General features: G+C 67.3%; 20 protein-coding genes. 17 read left to right on the plus strand and 3 right to left on the minus strand.

Going from position 1 to position 25,593, the window contains the following annotated elements; genetic code table 11:
• Nucleotides 1–194: 194 nt before the first annotated feature.
• The gene (dnaE, locus tag AC2IR1_RS06215; protein ID WP_486475416.1) at nt 195–3,704 is read left to right on the plus strand and encodes a DNA polymerase III subunit alpha; all 3,510 of its coding nucleotides are present in this window, start codon (nt 195–197) and stop codon (nt 3,702–3,704) included.
• A 69-nt stretch (nt 3,705–3,773) separates the two neighbouring features.
• Here dnaE and AC2IR1_RS06220 read toward each other — a convergent pair whose 3' ends face one another.
• On the minus strand, nt 3,774–3,968 hold the full coding sequence (locus tag AC2IR1_RS06220; RefSeq protein ID WP_486475417.1) for a SlyX family protein: 195 nt from the start codon (nt 3,966–3,968) through the stop codon (nt 3,774–3,776).
• A gap of 421 nt (nt 3,969–4,389) precedes the next feature.
• On the opposite strand from AC2IR1_RS06220, the gene hisS reads away from it, so the two are divergent.
• From hisS to AC2IR1_RS06245, 5 genes are all read left to right on the plus strand, one after another.
• Nucleotides 4,390–5,904, plus strand: coding sequence for a histidine--tRNA ligase (gene hisS, locus AC2IR1_RS06225; protein WP_486475418.1), 1,515 nt, complete (start codon nt 4,390–4,392; stop codon nt 5,902–5,904).
• Nucleotides 5,905–5,918: 14 nt separating this feature from the next.
• Entirely contained in the window at nt 5,919–7,016 is a 1,098-nt protein-coding gene (locus AC2IR1_RS06230; protein WP_486476376.1) for an ATP phosphoribosyltransferase regulatory subunit, read from the plus strand.
• Nucleotides 7,013–7,708: an ATP phosphoribosyltransferase gene (hisG, locus tag AC2IR1_RS06235; RefSeq protein WP_486475419.1), complete on the plus strand. Its 696-nt coding sequence runs from the start codon at nt 7,013–7,015 to the stop codon at nt 7,706–7,708. Before AC2IR1_RS06230 ends, hisG begins: the two co-directional genes overlap by 4 nt.
• 536 nt (nt 7,709–8,244) lie before the next feature.
• On the plus strand, nt 8,245–9,159 hold the full coding sequence (locus AC2IR1_RS06240) for a porin (protein ID WP_486475420.1): 915 nt from the start codon (nt 8,245–8,247) through the stop codon (nt 9,157–9,159).
• Between the two features lie 276 nt (nt 9,160–9,435).
• On the plus strand, nt 9,436–10,362 hold the full coding sequence (locus AC2IR1_RS06245) for a hypothetical protein (protein ID WP_486475421.1): 927 nt from the start codon (nt 9,436–9,438) through the stop codon (nt 10,360–10,362).
• Nucleotides 10,363–10,523: 161 nt separating this feature from the next.
• Here the strand turns inward: AC2IR1_RS06245 and AC2IR1_RS06250 are convergent, their stop codons facing one another.
• The gene (locus AC2IR1_RS06250; RefSeq protein ID WP_486475422.1) at nt 10,524–10,949 is read right to left on the minus strand and encodes a DUF1489 family protein; all 426 of its coding nucleotides are present in this window, start codon (nt 10,947–10,949) and stop codon (nt 10,524–10,526) included.
• Nucleotides 10,950–11,187: 238 nt separating this feature from the next.
• On the opposite strand from AC2IR1_RS06250, the gene AC2IR1_RS06255 reads away from it, so the two are divergent.
• A complete protein-coding gene (locus tag AC2IR1_RS06255) occupies nt 11,188–13,476 on the plus strand; it encodes an adenosylcobalamin-dependent ribonucleoside-diphosphate reductase (RefSeq protein WP_486475423.1) in 2,289 nt (762 codons plus the stop codon).
• A 348-nt stretch (nt 13,477–13,824) separates the two neighbouring features.
• Nucleotides 13,825–15,399 (plus strand): ABC transporter substrate-binding protein, encoded by a 1,575-nt coding sequence (locus tag AC2IR1_RS06260; RefSeq protein ID WP_486475424.1) that lies wholly within the window; start codon nt 13,825–13,827, stop codon nt 15,397–15,399.
• A 166-nt stretch (nt 15,400–15,565) separates the two neighbouring features.
• On the opposite strand, the gene AC2IR1_RS06265 is transcribed toward AC2IR1_RS06260, so the two are convergent.
• Nucleotides 15,566–16,483, minus strand: a complete 918-nt coding sequence (locus AC2IR1_RS06265; protein WP_486475425.1) for a LysR family transcriptional regulator — start codon at nt 16,481–16,483, stop codon at nt 15,566–15,568.
• A 96-nt stretch (nt 16,484–16,579) separates the two neighbouring features.
• Between AC2IR1_RS06265 and AC2IR1_RS06270 the strand changes: the two genes are divergently transcribed.
• From AC2IR1_RS06270 to AC2IR1_RS06310, 9 genes are all read left to right on the plus strand, one after another.
• Complete coding sequence (locus AC2IR1_RS06270; RefSeq protein WP_486475426.1) at nt 16,580–17,698, plus strand: NAD(P)/FAD-dependent oxidoreductase; 1,119 nt, start codon at nt 16,580–16,582, stop codon at nt 17,696–17,698.
• Nucleotides 17,679–18,005: a (2Fe-2S)-binding protein gene (locus AC2IR1_RS06275; protein WP_486475427.1), complete on the plus strand. Its 327-nt coding sequence runs from the start codon at nt 17,679–17,681 to the stop codon at nt 18,003–18,005. The genes AC2IR1_RS06270 and AC2IR1_RS06275 overlap by 20 nt, the downstream gene beginning before the upstream one ends.
• Nucleotides 18,005–19,528: an FAD-dependent oxidoreductase gene (locus AC2IR1_RS06280; protein WP_486475428.1), complete on the plus strand. Its 1,524-nt coding sequence runs from the start codon at nt 18,005–18,007 to the stop codon at nt 19,526–19,528. Before AC2IR1_RS06275 ends, AC2IR1_RS06280 begins: the two co-directional genes overlap by 1 nt.
• Nucleotides 19,525–20,652 (plus strand): NAD(P)/FAD-dependent oxidoreductase, encoded by a 1,128-nt coding sequence (locus AC2IR1_RS06285; RefSeq protein WP_486475429.1) that lies wholly within the window; start codon nt 19,525–19,527, stop codon nt 20,650–20,652. The genes AC2IR1_RS06280 and AC2IR1_RS06285 overlap by 4 nt, the downstream gene beginning before the upstream one ends.
• Nucleotides 20,649–21,587, plus strand: coding sequence for an ABC transporter permease (locus AC2IR1_RS06290; RefSeq protein WP_486475430.1), 939 nt, complete (start codon nt 20,649–20,651; stop codon nt 21,585–21,587). Before AC2IR1_RS06285 ends, AC2IR1_RS06290 begins: the two co-directional genes overlap by 4 nt.
• Entirely contained in the window at nt 21,587–22,459 is an 873-nt protein-coding gene (locus tag AC2IR1_RS06295) for an ABC transporter permease (RefSeq protein WP_486475431.1), read from the plus strand. Before AC2IR1_RS06290 ends, AC2IR1_RS06295 begins: the two co-directional genes overlap by 1 nt.
• Nucleotides 22,456–23,448, plus strand: coding sequence for an ABC transporter ATP-binding protein (locus AC2IR1_RS06300; RefSeq protein ID WP_486475432.1), 993 nt, complete (start codon nt 22,456–22,458; stop codon nt 23,446–23,448). Before AC2IR1_RS06295 ends, AC2IR1_RS06300 begins: the two co-directional genes overlap by 4 nt.
• Entirely contained in the window at nt 23,445–24,404 is a 960-nt protein-coding gene (locus tag AC2IR1_RS06305; RefSeq protein ID WP_486475433.1) for an ABC transporter ATP-binding protein, read from the plus strand. Before AC2IR1_RS06300 ends, AC2IR1_RS06305 begins: the two co-directional genes overlap by 4 nt.
• A 62-nt stretch (nt 24,405–24,466) precedes the next feature.
• Complete coding sequence (locus tag AC2IR1_RS06310) at nt 24,467–25,501, plus strand: NAD/NADP octopine/nopaline dehydrogenase family protein (protein WP_486475434.1); 1,035 nt, start codon at nt 24,467–24,469, stop codon at nt 25,499–25,501.
• The last annotated feature ends 92 nt before the right edge of the window (nt 25,502–25,593 follow it).

Below are 25,593 nucleotides of genomic sequence, written 5' to 3' on the forward strand. Positions count from 1 at the left end.
TCCCCTTGGTTCCGCCCAGAAAAGCGGCGAAACGCACGGTTTGCAAGCCTTTCTCGCCTGTATACAGCCGCTTTGCCGGGCCTTTGCCCAAGGAGGCGCCGAACCGTGGTGCGAACCCTGCGGCAGCGCATGCCGCGGGCGGGGTTTTCGGGGGCTCTTGCCGGGGGGCTCGGGCGGGGCCTAGAACTGGTCGGATGAGCGAGCCCCGATTCATCCACCTCCGCGTCCATACCGAGTATTCCCTTCTGGAAGGGGCCATGCGGCTGAAGAAGCTGCCGGCCCTTTGCGAGAAGATGGAGATGCCCGCCGTCGCCGTGACGGACACCAACAACAACTTTTCCGCGCTGGAGTTTTCCGTGACCGCCAGCGGGGCGGGGGTGCAGCCGATCGTCGGCATGCAGACCACGGTGAACTGGCACAGCCCGGAACCGGGCGAGAAGCAGCAGCCGCCGGGCGCGGTGGTCCTGCTGGCGCAGAACGAGCGCGGCTACGAGAACCTGATGAAGCTCAATTCCTGCCTCTACGTGGACAAGCACGGCGATCTGCCGGCGGTCACGCTGGAGGAACTGGAGCAGTATTCGGAGGGGCTGATCTGTCTCAGCGGCGGGGCGGACGGCCCTGTGGGGCGGCTCCTGCAGACGGGCCACCGGCCCGAGGCGCAGGCGCTGATGACGCGGATGGCGGGGTTCTACCCCGGCCGGTTCTACGTCGAGCTGCAGCGCCACCCGGGCGAAGACGGGCTGCCGCAGGCCGAGAAGCTGACCGAACGCGGCTTCGTCGAGATGGCCTATGCGATGGAACTGCCGCTGGTGGCGACCAACGACGTCTACTTCCCCACCAGCAGCATGTACGAGGCGCATGACGCGCTGATCTGCATCGCCGAAGGCGCCTATGTGGACCAGAGCCAGCCCCGCCGCCGCCTGACGCCGCAGCATTACTTCAAGTCGCCGCAGGAGATGGCGACGCTTTTCGCCGACCTGCCCGAGGCGATCGAGAACACCGTCGAGATCGCCCGGCGCTGTGCCTTCATGACCTACCGCCGCGACCCGATCCTGCCGAAGTTCGCGGATGACGAGGTGGCCGAACTGCGCCGCCAGGCCAACGAGGGCCTGCAGGCCCGCCTGGCCGTGATCCCCCACGCGGTGCCCGAGGAAGAGTACCAGAAGCGGCTGGATTTCGAGCTGGGCATCATCGAGGGCATGGGCTTCCCGGGCTACTTCCTGATCGTTGCGGACTTCATCCAGTGGGCGAAGGACCACGACATCCCGGTGGGGCCGGGGCGGGGGTCCGGTGCGGGGTCGCTGGTGGCCTATGCGCTGACCATCACCGACCTTGATCCGCTGCGCTATTCACTGCTTTTCGAACGCTTCCTGAACCCGGAACGTGTGTCGATGCCCGACTTCGACATCGACTTCTGCATGGATCGCCGCGAAGAGGTGATCCGCTACGTGCAGGAACGCTACGGCCGCGACAAGGTGGGGCAGATCATCACCTTCGGTGCGCTGCTGTCGAAGGCGGCGGTGCGCGACATCGGCCGGGTTCTGCAGATGCCCTATGGCCAGGTGGACCGCCTGTCGAAGCTGATCCCGGTGGAAGGGGTGAAGCCCGTCAGCATCGAACAGGCCCTGCGCGACGAGCCGCGCCTGGTCGAGGAGGCGCAGAACGAGGAGGTCGTGGACCGGCTGCTGAAATACGGCATGCAGGTCGAAGGCCTGCTGCGGAACGCCTCGACCCACGCGGCGGGCGTGGTGATCGCGGACCGGCCGACCGATCAGCTGGTCCCGCTTTACCAGGATCCGCGCTCGGACATGCCGGCGACGCAGTTCAACATGAAATGGGTCGAACAGGCCGGGCTGGTGAAGTTCGACTTCCTGGGTCTGAAGACCCTGACCGTGATCCAGAACGCGATCCAGCAGATCCACGCGGGCGGGCGGGACCTGCATGTCGCGGCCGACGGTACCCAGCTTTACGAGCCGGCGCCGGGGGCGGAGAACATGATCAACGCCATCCCGCTGGATGACGAGAAGACCTACGATCTTTACGCCCGCGCCAAGACCGTCGCCGTGTTCCAGGTGGAATCCACCGGCATGATGGACGCGCTGAAGCAGATGAAGCCCACCTGCATCGAGGACATCGTGGCGCTTGTGGCGCTCTACCGTCCCGGGCCCATGGAAAACATCCCGGTCTATTGCGAGGTGAAGAACGGGGTGCGCGACATCACCTCGGTCCATCCGTCGATCGACCACCTGCTTGCGGAAACCCAGGGTATCATCATCTACCAGGAACAGGTGATGCAGATTGCCCAGGTCATGGCGGGCTATTCGCTTGGCGGTGCCGACCTTCTGCGCCGCGCCATGGGCAAGAAGATCAAGGAGGCCATGGACGCCGAACGCCCGAAGTTCGAGGCGGGTGCGGCCAAGAACGGGGTCGACAAGAAGAAGGCCTCCGAGGTCTTCGACCTGCTGGAGAAATTCGCCAACTACGGTTTCAACAAGTCGCACGCGGCGGCCTATGCGGTGGTCAGCTATTACACCGCCTGGCTGAAGGCCAATCACCCGGTGGAGTTCATGGCCGGCGTCATGAACTGCGATATCCACCTGACCGACAAGCTGACCATCTACTTCCAGGAAGTGAAGAAGGGGCTGAAGCTGCCCTATGTGGCGCCGTCGGTGAATACGTCGGACGCGCATTTCAAGGTGGTCGAGGGCGCGCTGGTCTACGGCCTGGGTGCGCTGAAGAACGTTGGCGTCGAGGCGATGAAGCTGGTGGAGAAGGGCCGCGTGGTCGACGGCCGCGAAAAGCCCTTTGCCAGCCTTTACGATTTCGCCCGCCGGGTGGAGCTGAAGAAGGTGGGCAAGCGGCCGCTGGAAATGCTGGCCCGCGCCGGGGCCTTCGACGAGCTGGACCGCAACCGCCGCAAGGTCTTCGAAAGCCTGGAACCGCTGATGTCCTATTCCGCCGCCTACTGGGAGCAGAAGGCCTCGGACCAGGTGTCGCTGTTCGGGGACGCGGGCGACGACCTGCCGGAACCGCGTCTGGCGCCGGTGAACGACTGGATGCCCGCCGAACGTCTGGCGGAGGAGTTCAAGGCGATCGGCTTCTACCTGTCCGGTCACCCGCTGGACGATTACATGGGTGCGCTGAGGCGCAAGAAGGTCGAAACCCTGGACGATGTCTACAAGGCGGCGATGGGGGGCGGGAAGATCGCCAAGCTGGCGGGGATCGTCACCGGCTGTCAGGAACGGAAATCGGCGCGGGGCAATCGTTTCGCCTTTGCCCAGCTGAGCGATCCGACGGGCGCCTACGAGATCACCATCTTCTCGGACACGCTGGAGAAATCCCGCGACTACCTGGTCAACGGTGAAAAGGTGGTCCTGACCGTCGAGGCGACGATGGAAAGTGACCAGCTGAAGCTGCTGGCACGGTCGATCGCGCCGATGGACGGGGTGGTGGCCGATGCGGGGGCCGTCGGCCTGAAGATCTTCGTGGAGGAGGTCCAGGCGATCCCCTCGGTCGCGACGGTGCTGGAAGGCGCGGTCGACTCCGTCCGGGGGGTGGTCAAGGGGCCGATCCTGTTCTGCCTGATGGACCCGGCCCTGCCCGGCGAGGTGGAGATCGACGCCCATGCTGAATTCCCCGTCACCCCGCAGGTGAAGGGCGCGATCAAGTCGCTGCCGGGCGTTCTGGCCGTCGAAGAGGTGTGATGCGGGGCAGGGCGCGCGGGGTGGCGCGCCCGCCCGATCCGGTCAGCCGCAGCCGATCAGTAGTGCCGATCAGTAGTGCGGGGGGCGTTCGTCGCTGAAGAAGACGCCGCCGCTGCCGTCCGACTCCCGGGTGGCTTCGCGTTCCATCAGCATCTGGACCCGGCGGGTGAGCATCATGATTTCCCCCTGTTGTCGCGCGACCTGATCCGACAGGTCATCGACCGTGCGGGTGAGGTGGGCGAGCTTTTCTTCCAGGGCGTTCATGCAAAATCCTCCGAACCGGTAAAGCCCTGCATACACAGTGCAGGGAGCGTGATCTTAGCACGTATCTAAACGGGCGCTAATCTAAACGGTCCCCAATACCAATGCAGTGTTGCAGGCATGGGTATGCACAGATTGCACAGGTCGTCCGATCCGCGGACTTTGGCGGCCCGATTTGCCCGGTGACGGTCTGGTTCAGGGTCGCGGACAGGGGCCCCGGATCATTGCCCTGTACCTTGGCGGCCCATGCGGCCCCCCGTGCCCAATGGCGTGCCCCATCCCCTGTCCCGGCGCCATCCGTTGCCCGGCGGACCCGTGCCGCGCCTTGCAGGGCGTATGCGGGCACCCCGGTTTCCCGGCGCCGCTTGCTCCGGCCCGGCCCATGGGCTATGCCCCGGGCGCGATTGAACCGCGAGGGAATACCATGGCCAAGGTTAAGAAGACCCCGCGTCCCAAGGCGGAGACCCCGAAAGGGTTCCGCGACTACTTCGGGGCCGAGGTGACGGAACGGACGGAGATGCTGGCGAAGATTGCAGGCGTCTACCATCGTTACGGCTTCGAGGCGCTGGAAAGCTCCGCGGTGGAGACGGTCGAGGCGCTGGGCAAGTTCCTGCCCGACGTGGACCGCCCGAACGAAGGCGTCTTTGCCTGGCAGGAAGCGGATGAGAACGACAAGGGCGACTGGCTGGCGCTGCGCTATGACCTGACGGCGCCGCTGGCGCGGGTCTATGCCCAGCACCGCAACGACCTGCCGACCCCTTACCGGCGCTTTGCCATGGGGCCCGTCTGGCGCAACGAGAAGCCCGGCCCGGGCCGGTTCCGCCAGTTCTATCAATGCGATGCCGATACCGTGGGCGCCGCCAGCGTCGCCGCCGATGCCGAGATCTGCGCCATGCTGGCCGACTGCCTTGAAGAGGTCGGCATCCCGCGCGGCGACTACATCATCCGGGTCAACAACCGGAAGGTGCTGAACGGCGTGCTGGAGGCCATGGGCGTGACGGAGGAGGCGCAGGCCGCCGACGTGCTGCGCACCATCGACAAGTTCGACAAGGTCGGCGAGGAGGGCGTGCGCCAGCTGCTGGGCAAGGGCCGGCTGGATGCCTCGGGCGCCTATATCGACGGCGTGGGCCTGGACGAGGCGCAGGCGGAGCCGGTGATCGCCTTCCTGACCTCCAAGGGGGCGACCGTGGCCGAGACGCTGCGGAACCTTTCGGCGGCCGTGGGCGAAAGCGCCGTGGGCGCGGAAGGCGTGGCCGAGCTGGCGGAGATCGCGGGCCTGGTCGCCGCACAGGGCTACGAAGAGGACCGCATCGTCATCGACCCCTCGGTCGTGCGCGGCCTGGGCTATTACACCGGCCCCGTCTTCGAAGCCGAGCTGACCTTTGAAATCCTTGACGAAAAAGGCCGCAAGCGGCAGTTCGGATCGGTGTCCGGCGGCGGGCGCTACGACGGGCTGGTCAAGCGGTTCACCGGGCAGGAAGTGCCCGCGACGGGGATTTCCATCGGCGTCGACCGCCTGCTGGCCGCGCTGCGCGCCAAGGGCCGCGTCGGCGGTCAGGCCGAGGGCCCCGTGGTCGTCACCGTGATGGACAAGACCCGCATGGCCGACTACCAGGCCATCGTCGGAGAGCTGCGCCGCGAAGGTATCCGGGCCGAGGTCTACCTGGGCAATCCCAAGAACTTCGGTAACCAGCTGAAATACGCGGACAAGCGCAACTCCCCCATAGCCGTGATCGAGGGCGAGGACGAGAAGGCGCGCGGCGTGGTGCAGATCAAGGACCTGATCCTGGGCGCCAAGATCGCGGAGAACGCGACCCTGGAAGAGTGGAAGGAACGGCCCAGCCAGTTCGAGGTGCCGCGGGCAGAGATGGTCGCGAAAATCCGGGAGATCCTGGAGGGTTACGCCAATGATGCCGCTCAAGTCGGGGAAGGTCAGTAAAGATGCCCTATCGTATGCCTGATCGGGGCCGGGTGAAAGCCCGCGCCGCCGCGCTGCGGGCCGGGTTCGAGGCCGCGGGCGCCGCGGTCGTCGAGGCGCCGGTCCTGCTTTCTGCCGATGCGCTGCTGGACCTTTACGGAGAGGACCTGCGGGCGCGGGCCTATACCACCTCCGATGCGCTGCGGGGGGAGCAGATGCTGCGCCCCGATTTTACCGTTCCGGTCGTGCAGATGCACATGGAAGGGGGCGCCGAACCCGCGCGCTACACCTATTCGGGCGAAATCTTCCGCCGTCAGGAGGAGGACGAGGCCCGGGCCAATGAATACCTGCAGGTGGGTTTCGAAATCTTTGACGGATCGGACCCGGAGGCCGCCGATGCGGAGGTCTTCGCCCGGATGGCCGCCGCCGTGGCGCCGCTGGGCCTGAAGGCCACCACCGGGGATATCGGGATCCTGCAGGCCGCCGTGGCGGGGCTGGATACCTCCGAGGCGCGCAAGCGGGCGCTGTCGCGGCACCTGTGGCGCCCGGCCCGGTTCAAGCAGCTGCTGGACCGTTTCGCGGGCCGCACGGCACAGCCGCCGTCGCGCCAGGCCCTGCTGTCCCAGGCGGATCCCTTCGCCGGGGCCGGGCCGGACATCGGCCTGCGCTCCCGCGAGGAGATTGCGCTGCGGCTGGATGCGCTGCGCGCCGATGCGGCCCTGCCGCCCGTGGCCGAAGCCCAGGTGCAGCTGATCGAGGCCATCCTGAAGGTGCGGGAAACCCTGCCGAACGCCCTGTCGCAGCTGCGCGACATCGCCGTGGACCTGCCCGCGATTTCCGAGGCGGTGGAACGACTTGCCCGCCGTGGTGCGGCGCTGGCCGGGCATGGTGTCGACGTGGAAAGCCTGGAATTCGAGGCAACCTACGGCCGGACCCACATGGAATATTACGACGGTTTCGTCTTTGGCTTCGTGGTGGAGGGGCGGCCCGATCTGCCCTCCGTCGCCTCGGGCGGGCGCTATGACGCGCTGACCCGGGAGCTGGGCCGGATGGTCGGCAAGCCGGAGGGGATCCCCGCCGTGGGCGGCATCCTGCGCCCGGGGCTGATGGTCGAACTGGAGGACGGGAAATGACGCTGAAGCTGGGCGTGCCGTCCAAGGGGCGGCTGATGGAAAAGACCTTCGACTGGTTCGGCAGCCGGGGCGTGACCCTGGGCCGCGCCGGGTCCGACCGGGAATATGCCGGGAAGGTCGAGGGGATAGAAGGGGTTGAGCTTGTCCTGCTGAGCGCGGGCGAGATCCCGAAGGAGCTGAACGCGGGTCGCATCCACCTGGGCGTGACCGGCACCGACCTGGTGCGGGAAAAGCTGGGCCAGTGGGAACAGCGGGTCGAGGAACTGGCCGAGCTGGGCTTTGGCCATGCCGATCTGATCGTCGCCGTGCCCTCCTGCTGGATCGACGTGGAAACCCTGGACGACCTGGATGAAGCCGCCGCCGTCTTCCGCCGGACCCATGGGTTCCGCCTGCGGATCGCGACGAAATATCACCGCCTTGTCAGGGACTTCCTGAAGTCCCGCGGGGTGGCTGATTATCAGCTGGTGGACAGCCAGGGCGCGACGGAAGGCACGGTGAAGAACGAGACCGCAGAGGCGGTGGCCGACATCACCACCACGGGGGAGACCCTGCGCGCGAACCACCTGAAGATCCTGTCGGATGCCACGGTCCTGAAAAGCCAGGCGACGCTCTTCCGGTCGCGCACGGCCCCGATGGAAGACGCCGATCGCGCCACCCTGGCCAGGCTGACGGAGATGCTGGACCTCGACTGAGGTCCCCCGGGGCCGGCCCGGGGGGGCGGTTTGCTGCGCCCCTCCGGCGGCCCCGATCATGCGGCCCCCGCGCTTCGCCCGTAGGGCGGGATTTATCCCGCCTTGGCCGGACCCATCCCGCCCTGGCCGAAGTCCCCCCTTACCCTACCCTTACCCCACCGTTTTCAACGTCGGTACTGCAGTGCAGCGACTCCCCTTGCGAAACCCTGGGTTAACAGGCGTTTCCGGGCCAAATCGGCATGTCTGTGGAACGTCGGTATCACGTCGGTATCGCGACGGTGGCGGGCGCCGAAAACGCCTTGGTTAACGTAGCGTCCGCTTTACGTAAGCTGCTGGGATGCCCGGGTCATTTCCTGACCAAAGGGTCAGTGTTGCAGATCGGGCACGACGCTAAACTAAACCGAGCAGTTCACATCCTTGTGCCTCGTAACACCTGTGTACAGGGATCATACGTGCCCGTGTGGGAGGGATTCGCTCGGGGGACCGCGCGACCGGGATCCCGCGGAATTTGAACGAGGTATCGTATAATGAAAGCTATGACGCGTTCCGTTGCGCTGGCTGCTCTGCTGGCAGGTCTTGCCGGCGCTGCATCTGCACAAGTCACCTATTCCGGGTCCGCCACCCTGGGCTACGCCTCCGGCGAAGCGACCGGCGAACTGTCCGGCGCCCCGGACATGGACGGCATTTCCGCCGACGTTGCGGCAACCCTGTCCTTCGGCAACGGCTTCGACCTGGACCTGGGCCTGGGCCTGGCCAAGCTGGACATCGACGGTGTCGATGAAGACCTGAACATCAGCTACCTGAAGGCGGCGCCTTCGTACAACTTCGGCAACGGCTTCACCGCCGGCGCCTATGTCGAGCAGGGCAAGCTGGAAATCTACGACGAAGACGTCAAGCTGATTTCCTATGGCCTGAACGGTGAATACGACATCGCCGGCGCCGAGATCTCGGCCTATTACGGCAAGTCCGAAACCGATCCGGACCTGACCGACGATTACGACATCTACGACTACGGTCTGGGCGTCTCCTACATGGTGAACCCCGGCTTCAAGGTCGGCGGTGGCTGGTCCCGCAGCCGCATCAGCGCCTATGGCGAAGATATCGATCTGGACGTCTGGAAGCTGGGCGCGGCCTATGCCTTCAACGATGCCTTCACCGTATTCGCCGGTGGTGCCTTCGGCAGCATCGAAGACATGGATCTGAACATCTACGGCATCGGCGTCAGCTACGACCTGAGCACCGTGACCCCGGTTCCGGTCATCGCCAGCATCGAATACTCCACCGACGAGATCGAATCCGGCGGCACCGGCGGCTACGACGTGTGGCGCTTTGGCGTGACCATTCCGTTCGGCGCCGAAGCAGGCCCGGTTGTCCCGCTCAACAGCGTGGCGGCATCGGCCTTCGATCCGAAAGCCAACACCCTGACCAACTCCATCCTGGCTGCCTTCTGATAGAGGGTGCCACGCACGCCCGGCGTGCGGAGCATTGGACAGTGGTTTGACATGGAAACGGCCCGCGCAGCAGCGCGGGCCGTTTTCGTTCGGGCGCGCCGCCTCGAAAGGAAAGCGCTGGCGCCTGCGCCCGGGCCGGGGATCGGCGTTTTTCGGCCCAAGGGTCCCCCTGGCCGCAGCCTCACGAGGGGTTTGGTTTTTCCGCGCCGCAGAAAATGCTACCCTTCGGCAGAATTAGTCCCGAATTCAAAGAATGGTTATTGCGGAGGTATGGATATGTTCGGAAAGCGATTTTCCGTCGCCGGCGGAGCTTTGCCCGCTGCCATGGTGGGTGGCCTGGTGGGTGGCCTGTCGGTGGGCCTGCTGGCGGGCCTGACGGCAACCCCCGCGATGGCGGTCGACTGGACCGGCACGGCGACGCTGGGCTTTGGCCTGGCCGATCCGGAAGGGGAGGATACGCTGTCCTCCCTCAACCTGGGCAGCCGCAACCGCTGGGTCTGGGATGATCGCTATGTCCTGCAGTTCCAGAGCGGCGCTGACCTGTTCAAATCCGGCGACGATTACCCGATCGCCAGCTACATGCAGGCCGACCCGCGGCTGAAGCTGGACAACGGGCTGGAGGTCGGCCCCTACCTTGGCGTCGGTGCGATGGATGACGACAACGGCAACCAGACCGTGCTGAAGCTGGCGGGCGGATCCCTGCGCTATGACATGGGCGTGGCCGTGGTGACGGGCTTTGCCGGGCTGACCGAGGGGGCGAGCGAGGATCTGAACGACTACGGGATTTCCGGCGCCTACTACCTGGATCAGGACACGACCCTTGCGGGCAGCGTCGTGGTGGAAACCGGCGACAGCGGCACCGATACGCTGTTCGGCCTGGGTGCCGCGCGGCAGGTGCAGGGCGGCATGTCCATCTTCGGCGGGCTGAGCCACCTGTCGGGGGAAACCACCGCGGATGTGACCCTGGCCAGTGTCGGCATGATCTACAGCCTGAACGCGGCCTCGCCCCAGGCGCCCTGGCTGAACGCGGAACTGGTGCTGGCCGACAGCAGCGGCGGCGATCAGAAGGGGGTGAAGCTGGGCATCACCTTCCCCGTGGGGTATGCGGGCGGCCCGATGGCCCCGGCCACCAGCCACTTCCAGTCGATCATGGAGCCGCGCCGGAACCTGCAATCCGGCATGGTCGCGGCCCTGGGCTTCTGAGGCCCGGCGCATCAGGCCGTCAGACAAGATTCAGACAAGATATAGAGGGGCGCGCCCGCCGGGTGCGCCCCTTTGCTGTGCCGCCTTCTGGTTTGCTTTCCGGGCAGGGGGGCTGTGGGGGGGCCTGTGGGGGCCTGTTTCCCGTTACGGGCAGGGCAGGGTCAGATGACGCCGATTTCGGCCAGGGCGGCGTCAAGCTCGGGTGGGAGGGCATCGTCGCTTTCGCGGGCGGCGGGCAGGTCACGTGGGGCGTCCTCGGGTTTGAGGTAGCGCCAGCCCTGGAAGGGGCGCCGCTGGCTGGGCGCGACGCGGATCAGCTCCGGATCCAGGACGATGGCGCAGCGGCGGATGCCGTCGCCACGGTCGACCTCCTGCAGCCCGGTGATGCGCTGGCGCGCCTGGATCTGCCCCTTGATCACCCAGTAGATCGAGCCGCCGTCGAGCAGCTCTGCCTCCCTTTTGGGCCACATGCGGGTGACATGGCGCGGCGCCTGGCCCGTCTCCGCCATGCGGGCGGCCTGCCAGATCGCGAGGTCCTCGGGCGAGTCGGTGCCGACGGAGAGCTTTACGAGGTGCATGGTGGCCATGGTGAGGTGACTTTCCCGCTCATATTTGATACAGAGAACTGACGCCAGCCATGGTGGCGCACTGCTGCAATGAACGCAACATCTGGTGTGATCTGCAGTTGCGCCTTGGGGGAATCCTCTCTAGGAAGAGAACCCGAACCGCCCTGGTGCCGTCGTGCTTCGCTGCGAAGTCAGGCCCCTTGGGCGGGAATCTGATAAACCTTTCATAGTAAGTCTGCCACCCGGAAAGGGACCCGTGATGAGTCGTTTTGCTGCCCCCATTGCCGAACAAGTCTGGGACATGAAATACCGTCTCAAGCAATCCGACGGCACGGCCGTCGATCGTTCGGTCGAGGACAGCTGGCGCCGCATCGCCCGCGCCCTCGCCGTGGTCGAGAAGGACCCCGAGCACTGGGAAGAGGTGTTCTACGGCGCGCTGGAGGATTTCAAGTTCCTGCCCGCTGGCCGCATCACCGCAGGCGCCGGCACCGCGCGCAAGGTCACGCTGTTCAACTGCTTCGTCATGGGCACCGTGCCGGACAGCATGTCGGGCATCTTCGACATGCTGAAGGAAGCCGCGCTGACCATGCAGCAGGGCGGCGGGATCGGCTACGACTTCTCCACCATCCGGCCGCGCGGCGCGGATGTGATGGGCGTGGCGGCGGATGCCTCCGGCCCGCTGTCGTTCATGGATGTCTGGGATGCGATGTGCCGCACCATCATGTCCGCAGGCTCCCGCCGTGGCGCGATGATGGCGACGATGCGCTGCGACCACCCCGATATCGAACAGTTCATCGAAGCCAAGAGCGACCCGGCCCGCCTGCGCATGTTCAACATGTCCGTTCTGGTCACCGATCCCTTCATGGAAGCGGTCAAGGCCGATGGCCCCTGGGAGCTGAAGTTCGGCGACAAGGTCTATCACACGCTGCAGGCCCGCGACCTGTGGAACAAGATCATGCAGGCGACCTATGACTACGCCGAGCCCGGCGTGATCTTCATCGACCGCATCAACCAGAAGAACAACCTGGCCTATTGCGAGACCATCGCGGCGACCAACCCCTGCGGTGAACAGCCCCTGCCGCCCTATGGCGCCTGCCTGCTCGGCTCCGTCAACCTGGCGCGGCTGGTGAAGGATCCCTTCGGCGAGGGTGCAGAGCTGGACGTGGCCGCCCTGGATGCGCTGGTGCGTGTCGCGGTGCGGATGATGGACAACACCGTCGATGCCTCCGGCTTCCCGCTGGACGCCCAGGCGCGCGAGGCCGAGGCCAAGCGCCGCATCGGCCTTGGCGTCACCGGCCTGGCCGATGCGCTGCTGATGACCGGCCTGCGCTACGGGTCGGACGAGGCCGCCGCCAAGACCGAGGAATGGCTGCGCCAGGTGGCGCGCTCCGCCTACCTGGCTTCCGTCGAGCTGGCGAAGGAGAAGGGCGCCTTCCCGCTCTTCGACAAGGATCAGTACCTGGCCTCCGGCACGATGCAGGAAATGGACGAGGACGTGCGCGCCGAAGTGGCAGAGCACGGCATCCGCAACGCCCTGCTGACCTCCATCGCGCCCACCGGCACGATCAGCCTTTACGCCGGCAACGTGTCGTCGGGGATCGAACCGGTCTTCGCCTATGAATACACCCGCAAGGTGCTGCAGAAGGACGGCAGCCGGACCGAGGAGAAGGTCGTCGATTACGCGGTGAAGATGTGGAAGGACCTGAAGGGCGATGCGCCGCTTCCGGACTACTTCGTCAACGCCCAGACCCTGGCGCCGATGGACCACGTGAAGATGCAGGCGGCGGCGCAGAAGTGGGTCGACTCGAGCATTTCCAAGACGATCAACTGCCCCGAGGACATCGACTTCGAGTCCTTCAAGAACGTCTACATGGAAGCCTATGAAACCGGCTGCAAGGGCTGCACCACCTACCGTCCCAACGACATCACCGGGTCTGTCCTGTCGGTGGAGGAGACCAAGGAAGAGGCCAAGCCCGCCATGCCCGAAGAGGGCGGCGAGGTGATCTACATGTCCGAACCGCTGGACCGTCCGGCGGCGCTGGAGGGCAACACCTACAAGCTGAAGTGGCCGGATTCGGAGCACGCGATCTACATCACCATCAACGACGTGGTGATCGCGGGTCAGCGCCGTCCGTTCGAGGTCTTCATCAACTCCAAGAACATGGAGCATTACGCCTGGACCGTGGCGCTGACGCGGATGGTGTCGGCGGTGTTCCGGCGCGGCGGCGACGTGTCCTTCGTCGTGGAGGAGCTGAAGGCGGTCTTCGACCCGCGCGGCGGCGCCTGGATCAAGGGCAAGTACATCCCCTCGATCCTGGCGGCGATCGGCGGCGTGATCGAAACGCACATGATCGAAACCGGTTTCATCGAAAGCGAGGGCCTTGGCCTGAAGTCGGATCCGGCCGCGAAGGTCGTGGGCCTGGATACCGCCGGCGGCACCTCCACCAAGTCGCGCGGCAAGGCCTGCCCGAGCTGCGGCCAGTACACGCTGATGATGGTCGAAGGCTGCATGACCTGCACCTCCTGCGGTCACAGCAAGTGTGGCTGATACGGCAGGTCCGGGCACAGCAGTGACTGGAAAATTGGCAACGGCCCCGGGGTTTTACCGGGGCCGTTTGCATGTCCGGCAGGGGTTTTCCAGGCCCGCGCCAGACGGTAGGGACGCGGTGTCGCAATCGCCCGATTCCTGAAGTGAACCCTGACGCGATCCGGCAACGGCGGGGCCGCCGTTGCGCCCCGCGCAGGCGGGGCAGGGCGCAGGGGGCGCAGGGCAAGCGGAGCTGGCGCGCTCCGTGAGGGGTATAACCTGGGTGAATATCGAACTAATCTTTTCGATTTTGACGACATAGGGGTGGGCCCTCATAGTCGGCCGCATCAAAACAACAGGGAAACGATTATGAACCGAAACGCAGGGACCAAACTGGGTCGCATTCTGGGTCGCACCTTGGGCCTGACCGTGGCGGCCGGCCTGTCGATGACCAGCGCGGCCGCGATCGCCGCGACGCTGAATGTCGGCATCAACATGGACGCGACCAACCTCGATCCGCACCGGGCCACGGCCACCACCGACGTCGCCCTGGCGGGCTGGATGTTCAACGGGCTGGTGCGCTTTGCCCCGGGCAGCGCCGATCCGGCCTCCATCGAACCGGATCTGGCGACCAGCTGGGAAACCTCCGAAGACGGGCTGACCTGGACGTTCCATCTGCGCGACGGCGTCGAGTTCCAGCACGGCTACGGCCCGCTGACCGCCGATGACGTGGTCTACTCCCTGGAACGCGCGGCCGACCCGGAGCGCTCCTCCTTCGCCAATGACTACGCCGGCTTCGAAAGTGTCGAGGCGCTGGATCCGAAGACCGTTCAGATCACGCTCAGCGCGCCGGTCCCGGGCTTCCTGGGCCTGGTGGCCAACTACCACGGCGGCATGATCGTCAGCCGCAAGGCGGCAGAGGAAAAGGGCGATGCCTTCAACGGCGACCCCGTCGGCACCGGCCCGTTCGAGTTCGAGGAAGCGGTCACCCAGCAGCACGTCGACCTGGTGGCGAACCCCGACTACTACCGCGGCGCGCCCAAGCTGGACGGCATCCGCCTGCAGATCATCCCGTCGGATTCCAGCCGCGAACTGGCGCTGATGTCGGGGGAGCTGGACCTGATCTACGGCAAGCGCGAACAGCGCTGGGTCGACCAGGTCAGCCGCAACGAGGACGTGATCGTCGACATCTTCGCCCCCGGCGAATACCGCACGCTCTACCTCAACGAAGCCCATGCGCCGCTGGATGACATCAAGGTGCGCGAAGCGGTGGCCCATGCGGTCAACGTGGATGAAATCTCCGCTTTCGTGGGGGAGGGCGTGGGCCCGCGCGGCTGTTCGGCCGTTCCCTCGGGCTACCTGGGCGAAAACTGCGATGCGGGCACCTACAGCTATGACCCCGAGCTGGCGAAATCCCTGCTGGCAGAGGCGGGCTTCCCCGACGGGATCACCCTGACCGCCGTCGTCTCCTCCAGCTCCTCGCAGCAGCCGATCATGGAAGTGATCCAGGCGCAGCTGGCCCAGGCGGGCATCACGATGGAAATGAACGTCGTCGATCACCCGACCTATCACCAGCAGATCCGCCAGGATCTGAGCGACATGGTCTTCTACGGCGCCGCGCGCTTCCCGGTGGCCGACAGCTACCTGAGCCAGTTCTACCATTCGAAGGCCATCGTCGGCACGCCGACGGCCGTGACCAACTTTGCGCATTGCAAGGTGGCGGATGCGCAGATCGACGCGGCCCGGGCCGAGGCGGATCCGGAAAAGCAGATGCAGCTCTGGGCCGAAGCGCAGAAGCTGATCCACGAGGATGTCTGCTCCGTCCCGCTGTTCAGCCTGCTGCAGGTCTGGGCCCGCACCGACAAGCTGGATTACGGCTATGAGCTGAAGGGGAACCTGAACCTGGCCCCCGCGATCACGGAAACCACCACCCTGTCGGAATAATCCCGGTTTCGGCCCCTTCCCGAACCCCGATCCATTCCGAAGCGAGCAGGCGGCGCCCCCCGGGGCGCCGTCTTTTCGTTTGCCCCCCGTTTGCCTCTCGTCAGGCCCCTCGTCAGGCCCCTCGTCAGGCCTCGCGTGACAGGCCCGTGAGAGTGGGGGCGCGCGATCAGATACCGGGGCCGTCCTCTTCCCAGGCAGAGACCTCTGCCGCGCGGGTGACCTCTTCGACGAAGGCGCTCACCAGCTTGGAGTTGCGGCTGTGCGAGGGCCAGCAGGTGTGGAACTCGAAACTGGTGGCGGGATCGAAGGGGCGCATCGCCACCCGGCCCTTGACCCCTTCGGACACCAGCGGATCGACGACCGTCACCCCCATGCCGCCGGCGACGAATTCGCAGACGTTGGGGGCGGTTGCGGCCTCGATCCGGATGTCGGGGCGCAGGCCGGCGTCTTCGAAGACCGCATCGACCCGCCTGCGGGTCAGGCTGGCGCGGGCGAAGGCGATGAAGGGCTCCCCGTCCAGGTCCTGCGGCGTGATGCGGTCCCTTGCGGTCAGCGGGTGGTCGATGGGCAGCAGGCAGACCATGGGCTTGGAATGCACCGGCCGGGTGGAGATCGTGGGGTGATCCACCCGCGTCACCAGGATCGCCACGTCCAGCCGGCCGGAGATCATCCAGTCCGCCAGGAACTGCGAGCTGCGCGTGTCGACGGAGATGAAGGCCTCTGGGTAGCGTTCGTGGAAGGCCCGGATGGCCCGCACGATGAACCCGCCCGACAGGCCCGGCATGACCCCCACGCGCAATTGCCCGCGGTTTTCACGCCGGATCGCCTCCACCGCGCGGATCAGCTGGCCCACGCCGCCGAAGACCCGGTTGGCCTCGTTGTAAAGGCGCATCCCCTGTTCGGTGGCCACCAGCCGGCCGCTGGCGCGGTCGAACAGCTGCATTTCCGTGTCTTCCTCCAGCGTCGCGATCAGCTTGCTGGCGGCCGGTTGGGAGATCGACAGCCGTTCCGCCGCGCGGCTGACGCTGCCGGCCTCGACCACGGCCATGAGGGCTTCGAACTGCCGCAGGCTGGGTTCTCGCATGGGTATAACCTCTGGGAATATATTGGCGAACTTTTCGATTTTGACTTTCTACCCCTCGCTTTGGATAAAAATCAACAACAAGCAAGGGAGCCCGCAGTGGCACAGCCAGACTACATCGTGATCGGAGCAGGCACCGTGGGCGTCTCGATTGCCTATGGGCTGCAGAAGCGGGGGCAGTCGGTCTGCGTGGTCGATGGCGGTGCACGGGATTTCCGCGCGGCGCGGGCGAATTTCGGGCTGGTCTGGGTGCAGGGCAAGGGGGGCAACCTGCCGGCCTATGCCCGCTGGACGGCGCAAAGCGCGGCGCTCTGGCCTGCGTTCCGTGACGGGCTGGAACAGGTCAGCGGCATTGGCGTGGATTACCAAAAGCCCGGCGGCCTGGTCTTTGCCCTGTCCGAAGAGGCGCTGGACGCGCGCCGCGATCTGCTGGAACGGATCGGCGGCGGCACCCTGCCCGAGGGGGCGGAAATCCTGGACCGCGCAGCGCTGCAGGCCCGGCTACCCGATGCCCCCCTGGGGGAGGAGGTCGCCGGGGCGAGCTTTGGCGCCAGCGACGGCCACGTGAACCCTCTGAAACTTCTCGCGGCACTGCAGCAGGGGCTGTTGCAGCTGGGCGGAAAGATCCTGTGGGACTGGCGGGTCCAGCGGCTGCAAACCACCGATCATGGCTACGAACTCACCGGGCCGGATGGCGCGCACCTGCGCGCGCCAAAGGTCATCGTGGCGGCGGGGCTGGCCACGCCGGGCATCGTCGCGCCCCTGGGGATCGACCTGCCGCTGCGCCCGCAACGCGGGCAGCTGCTGGTCACCGAACGGATGGCACCGATGCTGCCCATGCCCTGCAGCGGGCTGCGCCAGACGGCCGATGGCACGGTGATGATCGGCGCCACCCACGAAGATGTCGGCCTCGACACCGGCACGACCCAGGCCTCCGCCACCACGCTCGCACAGCGCGCCCTGCGCATCCTGCCCGGGCTTTCGGGCGCGCGCATCGTGCGCCAGTGGTCGGGGCTGCGTGTCCTCTCGCCCGATGGCGGGCCGCTCTATACCCAGCCTTCGGACCACCCCGGCCTCTGGACCGTCAGCTGCCATTCCGGTGTCACCCTTGCCGCGGTCCATGCCGATGGGCTGGCCGAACAGATCCTTGCCGGTGCGCTGACCGGCGATACCCGTCACTTCTCAAAGGACCGTTTCCATGTTCCGACCCCTGCCTGACAGCCCGACCGGGCCAACCGTGACCGTCTTCGTCGAAGGCCAGCCGGTCGAGGCGCAGGAGGGAGAGACCGCGGCCAGCGTCCTGCTGCGCCACCTCGGGACCTCGCGCATCACCCCGATCAGCGAAACCCCCCGTGCGCCCTTCTGCATGATGGGCTGCTGTTTCGATTGCCTGGCAGAGATCGACGGCAAGGGATCGACGCAAAGCTGCCTGGTGCCGGTGCGGGAAGGCATGACCATCGCCCGCCAGATGGGTGCCCGGAAGATAGGAGACCGGAAGATAGGGGACCGGAAGGTGGTGGCGTGATGACCAGTGACATGGCGACCAGTGACATGGCGAGCAGTGACATGACGGGCAGTGACATGACGGGCGACACGACCTTCGACGTGGCCATCATCGGGGCGGGCCCCGCCGGGATGCAGGCCGCCTGCGATCTGCGCGGGCAGGGGCTTTGCGTCGTCGTGCTGGATGAACAGCCCGCACCGGGCGGGCAGATCTGGCGCGGGGTGGAGCGGAATTGCCAGCCCGGTTCCGCGCTCGCGCAGGGGCTTGGCGCCGATTACCGCCAGGGGGCAGAGGTCGCGCGCGCCTTCCGCGCCTGCGGGGCCGACTACCGCCCCCTGTCGCGGGTCTGGCAGATCGAGGAGACGGGTGAGGAGGCCGCGGCACAGGGCTGGCAGGTTTTCGTGACCCGCGAAGGACAGGCAGAGGTGATCCCGGCGCGCCGCGTCCTTCTGGCCATTGGCGCACAGGAACGGCCGGTGCCCTTCCCGGGCTGGACCCGCCCGGGCGTGATGACCGTCGGCGCGGCACAGATCCTGCTGAAATCCGGCGGGCTGCTGCCCGAAGGGCCGGTGTGGATCTGCGGCGCCGGGCCCTTGCCCCTGCTTTACGCCCACCAGCTGCGCAAGCTGGGCGGCAAGGTCGCGGGCTTCCTGGACACCGCCCCGCGCGACAGCCTGCGCCGGGGGCTGCCGCATCTGTCGGGCGCCCTGCGCGACTGGAAGAGCCTGGCCAAGGGCCTGGGCTGGCAGACCCGGATGCGCCTTTCCGGCCTGCGGCATGAAATCGGGGTGACCGGCCTGCGGGCAGAGGGGACGGACCACCTCGAAAGCATCCGCTGGCAGACCCCGCAGGGCGAGAAATCGGCCCCGGCCCGGGTGCTGCTGGTCCATGAAGGGCTGGTGCCCTCGATCCATCCGACGCTGTCGTTGCAGTGCGACCATGCCTGGTCCGAAGCGCAGCAATCCCTGCGCCCGGTGCTGGACGGTTGGGGCGAAACCTCCCGCCCGGGGCTCTTCGTGGCCGGGGACGCGGCGGGGATCGACGGGGCAAAGGCGGCGCTGGCCAAGGGGGCGCTGGCGGCTGCGGGCATCGCCCGGTCGCTGGGCGTGCTGTCGCAGGCGCAGGCGGACCGGGCCGGAACTGCCGGGGACCGCGCGCTGGCGAAGGCCCGGGCGGCGCGCCCGCTGCTGGACCGGCTCTACCCCGCGCCAGAGACGCCGATCGCCGATGACACCATCGTCTGCCGCTGCGAAGAGCTGACGGCGGGCCAGATCCGCGCGGCGGCGGCCCGGGGTGCGGCGGATCCCGACCGGGTGAAGGCCGAAACCCGCGCCGGCATGGGGCCCTGCCAGGGCCGCCAGTGCGGCTATACCATCGCCCGGCTTATCGCCGAGGCGCATGACAAGCCGCGCGCCGACGTGGGCTTCCACAACATCCGCCCGCCGCTGAAACCCGTGACGCTGGGCGAACTGGCCTCCCTCGGAAAGACTTCAACAGGAAAGACCGCGCCCGTGAAGACCACGCCGGGAAAGGTGGGGGCATGAGCGCGGGTCACGACCTCCTGGTGATCGGCGGCGGCCTGCATGGGCTGTCGGCGGCGCTGCAGTCGGCGCGGCGCGGTCTGCGCGTGCGCCTGCTGGAAGGGGCCTTCACCGGGCGCCATGCCTCGGGGGCGACGGCGGCGGGGGTGCGCAGCCTCAACCGCGCGGTGGAGGAACTGCCGCTGAGCCTGGAGGCCCAGGCCCAGTGGGAGGACATGGCGGCGCTGGTGGGCGACGATTGCGGTTTTCACGCCGGCGGCCAGGTGCAGGTCGCCATGGACGCAGAGGCAGAGGCCCGGATCAGGGCCCGCATCGCCCGGCTGGAAGGCCTGGGGATGACCCATGAAACCTGGATCGGCCCGGACCGCCTGGCGGACCTTGTCCCGGTGATGCAGCCCGGCGCCCTGGGCGCGGCCTATGTGGCGCGCGATGGATCGGCCGATCCGCACCGCACCATCCGCGCCTTCCGCACCGCCTGCCTCGACGCCGGGGTGGAGATCCTGGAAAACCACCCCGTGACCTGGATGACCCGCGACGCCGGCCGCTGGACCGTCGTGGCCGGGGCCGCCAGCCACGTGGCCCCCAGGGTGGTGAATGCCGCCGGGGCCTGGGGGCGCCAGGTGGCCAGGATGGCGGGCGACCCGCTGGAGGTCGGCATCAAGAACTCGATGATGATCGTGACCGAACGCTGCGAGCCCTGCCTCGGGCCTGTCATCTCCGCCCAGAACCGCAAGCTGTCGTTCAAGCAGACGGCGGATGGCACCTTTCTGATCGGCGGCGGGGTGCAGGGGCGGCTGCGGCCCGGTGGCGGCTCGGCCTCGGTGGACTTCGGCGCGCTTTCGGGGGCCATGTCCACGACGCTGGCGCTCTTCCCCTGGGTCGCCGACCTGCGCCTTGTCCGGGCCTGGGCGGGCATGGAGGCCGCCACCGCCGACCTTCTGCCCGTCATCGGCCCCTCCCGCCGGGCGCCGGGCCTGATCCATGTCTTCGGGTTCTCCGGGCATGGCTTCCAACTGGTCCCCTCCGTCGGACGGGTGATCGCAGACCTGGCAGAGACCGGGCATACAGGAACCGAACTGTCGGCCTTCGACCCGGGCCGGCTCGCAACCAACAGGAAGGCAGCATGACAAGATACATCATCAGGAGGTTGCTCGCGGCAATCCCGACACTTCTGGCCATGTTGACCATGGTCTTCGTGCTGGTCCGGCTGGTGCCGGGCGATGCGGCCATGGCCATGCTGGGCGACCAGGCAAGCGAGGCGTCGCTGTCGGCCCTGCGCGCCAAGCTGGGCCTGGATCAGCCGATCGGCGTGCAATACCTGGCCTTCCTGCGCGACATGCTGGGCGGCAACTTCGGCGTCTCGATGAGCAGCGGCCGCCCGGTCCTGGAAGAGGTCGCCCGCGTGCTGCCCTACACGCTGGAGCTGACGGCGGCGGCAATCCTGATCGGTGCGCTCTTCGGGCTGCCGCTGGGCATGGTGGCGGCGCTGCGCCGCAACGCCTGGCCGGACTACCTGTCGCGCATCCTGTCGCTGACGGGCCTGTCCTTCCCGGGCTTCGTGTCGGGCATCCTGATGCTGCTGGCCTTCGCCGTCTACCTGCGCTGGTTCCCGGTCATGTCCACCGCCTCCGACAACATCGTGGATCACATCCGCAACCTGGCCCTGCCGGCGCTGAACCTCGGCCTGATCATGACCGCCTACATCACCCGGGTAACGCGCTCGTCCATGCTCAACGTGCTGGGCGAGGACTACATCCGCACCGCCCGCGCCAAGGGCGTGCCGCCGCGCCGCCTGATCATGCGGCACGGGCTGCGCAACGCGCTGATCCCCGTGGTCACCGTGGTGGGCCTCTACTTCGGCACGCTGATCGGCAACTCGGTGCTGGTAGAGATGGTCTTCACCCGCCCGGGGCTCGGCAAGCTGATCCTGGGCGCCCTGCAGGCCCGTGACTACACGCTGCTGCAGGGGCTGATGGTGATCTTCGCCAGCTTCGTGATCCTCGTGAACATCCTGACCGACCTGATCTACGCGGTCGTCGATCCCAGAGTGAGCTATTCCTGATGACCGCCGTTTCCGAAACCATCCCCGCCCGCAAACCCAATGTCGTGCTGCAGACCCTGAACCGCAACCGCCTGTCCTGGGTCGGTGTCGGACTGCTGGCCCTCATCATCCTGTCGGCGATCTTCGCCCCGCTGCTGGCGCCGCATGACCCGCTGCAACAGAACATCCTGCACCGGCTCGAAGGCCCCTCGCCGGAGTTCTGGCTGGGCACCGACAGCTATGGCCGCGATGTGCTCTCCCGGCTGCTTTACGGCACGCGTGTCTCGCTGCTGGTGGGCTTCCTGTCGGTGCTGATCGCCATGACGGTGGGCTCCGCCATCGGGATCTTCGCGGGCTATGTCGGCGGCATGGTGGACCAGGTGATCATGGGCCTTGTCGACGTGATGCTCTCCTTCCCGACGCTGCTTCTGGGCCTGATGGTCGCGGCCATGCTGGGGGCGAGCCTGGAAAACCTGATCATCGCCATCGCGATCACCGAAACCGCGCCCTTCGTGCGCATCGCCCGGGCGCCGACGATCTCGGCCAAGCGGAAGGAATACGTCGAAGCGGGCAGGGCGCTCGGCTTCTCCCCCTTGCGGATCATGGGCGTGCACATCCTGCCCAACATCCTGTCGGACATCGTCGTCGTCGCCTCCCTCTGGATGGCCAGCGCGATCCGGACGGAGGCCTCGCTGTCCTTCATCGGCCTGGGCGTGCAGCCGCCGACCCCCACCTGGGGCGGGATGATCCGCGAAGGCTTCGAAAACATCCTGTCGTCCTGGTGGCTGGTGGTCTTCCCCTCGCTGGCGATCCTGCTGACGGTGCTGGCGCTGAACATCCTGGGCGACGCCCTGCGCGATGCCATCGACCCGAAACTGAAAGGTGAGTCATGACTGCTCTTCTCGACATTCGCGGCCTGACCACGGAATTCCGCGTCAATGGCCGCTGGCATGCCGCCATTCAGGACGTGGACCTGTCCCTTGCCGCCAACGAAACCCTGGCCGTGGTGGGCGAAAGCGGCTCCGGCAAGAGCGTGACGGCACTGTCGGCGCTGCGGCTGCTGCCGCAGGCGGGCGCCCGGATCGGACGCGGGCAGATCCTGTTCGAAGGCCGCGACCTGGCGAAGCTGTCGGAACGGCAGATGGCCCAGATCCGCGGCAACGAGATCGCGATGATCTTCCAGGAGCCGATGACATCGCTCAACCCCACCATGACCGTGGGCGACCAGATCGCAGAGGTCCTGATGATCCACCGTGGCATGGGCCACGGCGCGGCCCTGAAAGAGGCGCGCGCCCTGCTGGACGAGGTGCGCGTGCCCGATCCCGGCCGGCGGATCACCGAATTCCCGCACCAGTTCTCCGGCGGGATGCGGCAGCGGGCGATGATCGCCATTGCACTGGCCTGCCGTCCGAAGGTGCTGCTGGCGGATGAACCCACCACCGCGCTGGACGTGACGGTGCAGCACCAGGTGCTGACCCTGCTGGATGACCTGAAGCGCGAACGCGGCATGGGGGTGATCTTCATCACCCACAACCTGGGCGTCGTGGCCCAGATCGCCGACCGCGTGGCGGTGATGTACGCGGGCGAGATCGTCGAGACGGCGGAGTGCAACCGCCTCTTCGAAACCCCGGCCCATCCCTATACAGAGGCGCTCCTGCGGGCGATGCCGCGTGTGGACCGGCGGGCCGACACGCTGGAGCCGATCCCCGGGTCCGTGCCCTCCATCACCGCGCGGCCCGCGGGCTGCCACTTCGCGCCGCGCTGCGGCTACGCCCGGCCCGACTGCGGCCGTCACCCGGTCCTCGGGCCTCTCAGCGGGGCTGCGGGCTCCGATCACCAGGTGCGCTGCATCCTGCGCACCAAGACGGAGGAAGCAGCATGAGCGGTCTGCAAGTCGAAGGTCTGAAAAAGCACTTCACCATCGGGGGCGGTTTCCTGGGCGGCAAGGCCCGCACGGTGCGCGCGGTGGAAAACGTCAGCCTGTCGGTCGCGCCGGGGTCCAGCGTGGGGCTGGTGGGGGAATCCGGCTGCGGCAAATCCACCGCCTCCCGCGCCATCCTGCGGCTGGAAGAACCGACCGCCGGTCGCGTTACCTTCGACGGGATCGACGTGGCCGCGGCCTCTCCGGCCGAGATGCGCCGGTTGCGCCAGCGGATGCAGTTCATCTTCCAGGATCCCTATGCCTCGCTCAACAGCCGCCGCAGCATCCGCCGCACGCTGGAAGAGCCGCTGAAGGTGCATGGCATCGGCGATGCCGCCGAACGCCGCGCCCGGGCAGAGGCGATCCTGGCCGAAGTCGGCCTGCCGCGCGACGCGATGGATCGTTTCCCGCACGAATTCTCGGGCGGGCAGCGGCAGCGGATCGGCATCGCCCGGGCGCTGGTGCTGGAACCGGATCTGGTGGTGGCCGATGAACCCGTCTCGGCGCTGGACGTTTCGGTTCAGGCGCAGATCCTGCGGCTGCTGGACGATCTGCGCGACAAGCGGACGCTCTCCTTCCTCTTCGTCTCGCATGACCTGGGCGTGATCCGGCACTTCTGCGACACGACCTGCGTGATGTACCTGGGCCATGTCGTCGAAAGCGGCCCCACGCAGGAGATCATGGACGCGCCCGCGCATCCCTACACGGTGCTGCTGCGGCAAAGCTCGCCCATCCCCGATCCCGCGAACCGGGTGGACCCGCCGCGCATCGCCGGCGAGATCCCGTCGCCCGCCAATCCGCCCTCGGGCTGCCCCTTCCACACCCGCTGTCCGCAGGCGATGGCCGCCTGCCGCGAAAGCATGCCCGCCGCGAAGGAGATCGCGCCGGGGCGGCAGGTCGCCTGCCACCTCTTCTGAACAGTCGCAAATGCCGGCGCGCCGCTCCCCCGGGGGCGGCGCAGGCACATGAAGGACACCCCATGAACGTCGGTATCATCGGCGCGGGCAATATCGCGCGCGCCTATTTCGCCTATCTCTCCAACGCCGGGCACAGCCCCCGCATGTGGTCCCCGCGCGGCGGGTCGGTGGACGGGCTGCGCGGCCCGCTTGTCGTCTCCGGCGCGGTCGAGGGCCGTTTCACGCCCGACCTGGCCCCCGATATCGCATCTCTCGCCCGGGCAGAGGTCATCATCCTGGCCCTGCCGGCCACCGGCCACCGCGCGGTGCTGGACGCGCTGCTGCCGCATCTGCGCGCGGGGCAGAGCATCATCATCAGCGCCCACCTCTCCTTCGCCGCGCTCTACCTCGGCCAGGCGCTGCAGGCGCGGGGGCTGGAGCTGCCGGTGATCTGCTGGAACACCACCGCCATGACCTGCAAGAGCCCCGAACCGCCTGCGATCCGCGTCGGTGCGCTGCGAAAGCAGGTCGATGTCTGCACCCTGCCGGGGGGAGATATGGCAGGCGACATGGCGGGCGCGCTGGCGCTGTGCCGGGCGCTCTTCGGGGACCGGTTCCGCGATGGGGGCGATCTGCTGGACAATGCGCTCGGCAATCTCAACCCGCAGACCCACCTGGCCATGGCCCTGTGCAACCTGACCCGGATCGAGACCGGGGAAAGCTGGCATCAGAACTCCCTGATGACGCCTTCGGTCGCGCGGTTCCTTGAAGGGCTGGATGCCGAACGGCTGGCGATCGCGCGCGGCTTCGGGCGCAGCGTCCGGCCGCAGGCCGATGGCGCGGCGGGCGGGCTGGAGGCGGTGTTCAGCGCCCGTGTCGCGGCCGGAACCGATCCGCTGGGCCCGGTCGATCCGGAAACCCGCTACATCACCGAAGACGTCCCCTTCGGCCTGGTGCCGCTGGTCCTGCTGGCGGGGATGGCGGGCGTGCCCGCGCCGCTGCATGCCAGCGGCATCGCGATCCTCGGGGCCTGCCATGGCCGCGACTATGCCGCGCTGAACGACCTCCTGCCGGCCGATGGGGCCGAAGGGCTGCGGCGGCAACTGGGCCTGGGTTGAGGGGGCTGGCCTGAAAGACCTGGCCTGAGGCACCGCGCCCCGCAGGGCAGGGCGCGGTGTTTGCGTCAGGTCGGGGGTGTCCGCGTCAGATG

Source organism: Pseudooceanicola sp. NS-SX8, assembly GCF_057380755.1.